The organism is Brevibacillus jepli, from assembly GCF_047229145.1.
In the GTDB taxonomy this organism is placed as follows: domain Bacteria; phylum Bacillota; class Bacilli; order Brevibacillales; family Brevibacillaceae; genus Brevibacillus.
This window is the reverse complement of the sequence record NZ_JBFEFW010000072.1, coordinates 1-3,902: the sequence shown is the minus strand read 5'-3', so window position 1 is coordinate 3,902 and position 3,902 is coordinate 1. Positions and strand designations below refer to the sequence as shown.

Below are 3,902 nucleotides of genomic sequence, written 5' to 3'. Positions count from 1 at the left end.
GATGAAGTGTTATCCTATCAGTCTGAAACGATGCAGCAATTTTTGCTGCAAACGTCGATTTTAGATCGGATGACGGGCGAACTTTGTGAGGCGGTAACTCACATAGCCGAAAGCGATGCCTATCTGCAACAGTTAGACAGGGAAAGCTTGTTTCTTGTGGCTCTGGACGAGCGTCGGGAGTGGTACAGGTACCATCATTTGTTTCAGCAGTTTTTGAAGGCGCACCTGAAAAGGCGGGAGCCGCGGCGATGGCAAACCCTTCACATGGCAGCGGGAGAATGGCTAGAAGCGAACGGGTATCCTCGTGAAGCGGTGAATCATTACCTGGCGGCTACCAGTTACGAACATGCGCTTTCATTAATAGAGGCGATTACACCAGAGCTGATGGCCAATGAATGGACGACGCTCTGCACGTGGCTCAGCGCTATTCCCGATTCACTGTTATTTGCCAGGCCGATGATGCTTTTGACAAAGCTCGCTTCCCAGTACATGTCCGGGCATGTCGAAGCGGCCACAGTCGGGTATTGGCGAGCGGTTCGCAGGCTGGAAGAGGACACAGCTTCCCTTCATCCTTCTGAAGCCGAAACATTGCATGCCGGACTCGCTTTTCTGGACGCATTTCGCACGTTTTTGGATCGGGATTTTGAATATGCCGTTCAATTTTCAAAGGAATATGTCGAGAAACAACAGGAAGGCAATCTCTTCATTGGATTCGGAAGCGACCGGGATGGCTATCATCCGCTGTGGGACATCTATGTGTCGGATGACGGCCTTCGACTGGCGGAACAGGTGGTAACGCCCTTGTTGTCGATTTGGTCCGGAACCCGAAACGTGTATTTTGTTGCTCATCTGTATATCGACTTTGGGAAAATGCAGTACGAACGAAATCGCCTGGTCGAAGCGGAAAAGGTGATGCGCCAAGCCTATGATATTGGAAGAACGCATCATAATATAAGCCTGATGACCATCGCGGCGCTATGGCTTGCTCGCATTGCCGCCGTGCAGGGAGACGAGGAGATGGCAGACGACAGATTACAAGAGTTAGCCAAACTAGCGTCTGTGAAGGCGAATCCCAATTTGTCCGGGAAAATGGCCTTGTTCCGAGCCATGCAAGGCTGGATGCGTGGGGAAGAGAAACCGATGAGACAATGGCTGAGAAAGAGCGGCTTGCGATTTCAGGATGAGATTCCGGTATCCATGATCAAGGAATATGATCTGCTGGCTGCTATACTGGCAGAGCAGGGAAAAATCGAGGAAGCTGCATCTTTAACGGAGCGTCTCCTCTTTGTTGCTGGAGAAACAAGACGGCAAAGCGATTACATTCGCCTTCTCGTTCGCAAGAGCAGAATTTTTTTTCTTCAAGGAAGGATTACAGAATGTATGGATGTATTAGAAGAAGCGCTTGCATTGGCGTGGCCCGAAGGATACATCCGAACCTTTGTTGACGAAGGGAATGCCTTTGGGCAAATATTGGATCGATATATCCGACTGCGTCAAAATCAACATCGCCGCCCCAATCATAAGGTGCCTTTATCCTACGTGAAACGATTGCTCAGACTGTTCCCGCCACTTGAAAAGGAAGGCGGCATTCCCCCAGAAAGAACGGCGGTTGCTTTAACAGCCAAAGAACAATGTGTGCTTCGTTTGATGGGAACAGGGATGTCCAATAAAGAAATTGCACTGAAACTGAATGTTTCCCTGGCAACCATAAAAACCCACATTAACAATATCTATGGGAAATTACAGACGAACAATCGATTGCAAGCGCTGGAACGAGCCAGAACACTTCAGTTGTTCTGACCCGTTCCTCTTTTTTTGCATAAATCATCTCCACCTCCCTGCTCAACCTTTTTGATCTTTTGTGCCAGGCAGGGTTGATCACAAAAGGATTAGGAAGTTTGTATAATGAGTTGGATAAAGCTGTGAAGTGAGGGCAGGAGGATGATGAGGAGATGAATGTTTTAAAGATAAGGCAAATGAACATACCGAAGCGCTACAACGTGACCAGGATTGGTTTACTCATACTGACTATACTTTTCGCATGGTTGGGTACAGACACTAGAGAGGCAACAGCAAGTGAAAGTGATTATGAATATCAGGAGATTGCCGATGGTGTAGAGATTACAAAATATGTGGGCACGGCGAAAGATATAACGATTCCGGATACGTTAGGCGGTAAGGGCGTTATATCAATAGGAAATACAGCTTTTCGTAATAAAGATCTGACAAGTGTGACGATTCCGGACAGTGTGACGACCATTGGGGAATCCGCATTTGCATCCAATCAACTCGAGAGTGTGACGATTCCGGACAGTGTGACGAACGTCGGACATTACGCATTTAAATCCAATCAACTCGAGAGTGTGTCGATCCCGGACAGTGTGACGAACATCGGGGATGGGGCATTTGATGACAACCAACTCGAGAGTGTGACGATCCCGGACAGTGTGACCAGCCTTGGGGAGGGGGCATTTCGAAACAACCGACTCCAAAGTGTACAAATCGGGAACGGTATGACGATCATCGGGAATGGGGCATTTGAAAACAACCAACTCGAGAGTGTGACGATCCCGGACAGTGTGACGAGTATTGGGGGGTGGGCATTTCGAAACAACCGACTCCAAAGTGTACAAATCGGGAACGGTGTGACGAACATCGGGACTTACGCATTTGCGATCAATCCCCTTAAAGTGATCATCGGGGAACTTGACTCCGAAGCACAAAAATATGCCGGAAATAATAACATTATATTTCTAAACTTTGCTCCATGGAGCAGCGGCGGACAGGAGCAAAAGGAAGCGGCGACGACTGTCAAGGCGCTCTGGAGCAAAACGTTCAGCTTGCACTATCAGTGGACAACAACTGAAGAGACTCCGGCTTTGCCAACCGAACCGGAAGGCGACGGCTGGACGGCGTTTGAAAGCGGAGAAACTCTCAGACACTCCCTGGAAGATGCGCAAACGACAGATAGTACCTGGTATGTGCACATTTATGCCGAAGATGAAGACGGCAAGGAATTATTTACAGTCCATTCCGGAGCATTTCTGCTTGAAGTGCCGGAACAGGTCGCCAGGCCGGTGGCAGATCCTTCCGGTGGTGTGGTTCCTTCCGGCACCAAGGTGACATTGAGTACGCCAACTGAAGGAGCGACGGTTTACTACACGACAGATGGCAGCGAACCGACGAGCAGCAGTGCCGAATATACCGCGCCCATCGAAGTGACAACAGAGATGACGATCAAGGCGATTGCCATGAAGGACGGTATGCTCGACAGCGAAGTGATGGAGGAGCGTTATACGATTGCAATGATGTCTGCCCCGACGAATTTGAGGGCTTCGGCGGGTGACCGTTCCGTTACATTAGAGTGGGATGCGGTCACGGAAACAGGCAGCGTGACTTACGCAGTCTACCAGGTGGAAGGTACATCAGCTCCTGTTGATCCGGCGAACTGGAAACTCATTCAATCGGATGTTACCACGAACTCCTGCAACGTCACGGGATTGACGAATGGAACATCATACGCATTCGCAGTAAAGGCTGTCTCTGCAGAAGGAACCAGTGATTTCTCCAATGCAGCGACAGCGACCCCAAGAGCAGCAGGAGGTAACAGCGGTTCCGGTGGTGGCGGAGGAGGTCGCGGGTTGTCCAACAATGCGGATCTTGCGGATCTGCAAGTATGGGCGGGAGGCAAACCATTGAATCTAAGCCCTTCATTTGCTTCTGGAACAACGGCATATACGGCACGTACAACATCCGAACAAGTGGAGCTTGTAGTAAAAGAAGCGCACTCCGCAGCCAAAGTCATTCTACAGAATAAAGTCATGGCCGACAGGGCGAAAGTCGATCTGGAGGAAGGCAAAAATACGTTCGTATTAACGGTACGAGCAGAAAATGATGCGGAG

Annotated in this window: 2 protein-coding genes; both read left to right on the top strand. The window is 49.6% G+C overall.

Annotation, left to right across the window (positions count from 1 at the left end; translation table 11 throughout):
- Positions 1-1,800 (top strand): winged helix-turn-helix domain-containing protein (locus tag AB1L17_RS31240; RefSeq protein ID WP_412848775.1); only part of this gene is annotated, 1,800 nt, incomplete at its 5' end.
- Between the two features lie 152 nt (positions 1,801-1,952).
- A partial coding sequence (locus AB1L17_RS31235) for a leucine-rich repeat protein (RefSeq protein WP_412848910.1) occupies positions 1,953-3,902 on the top strand: 1,950 nt, incomplete at its 3' end.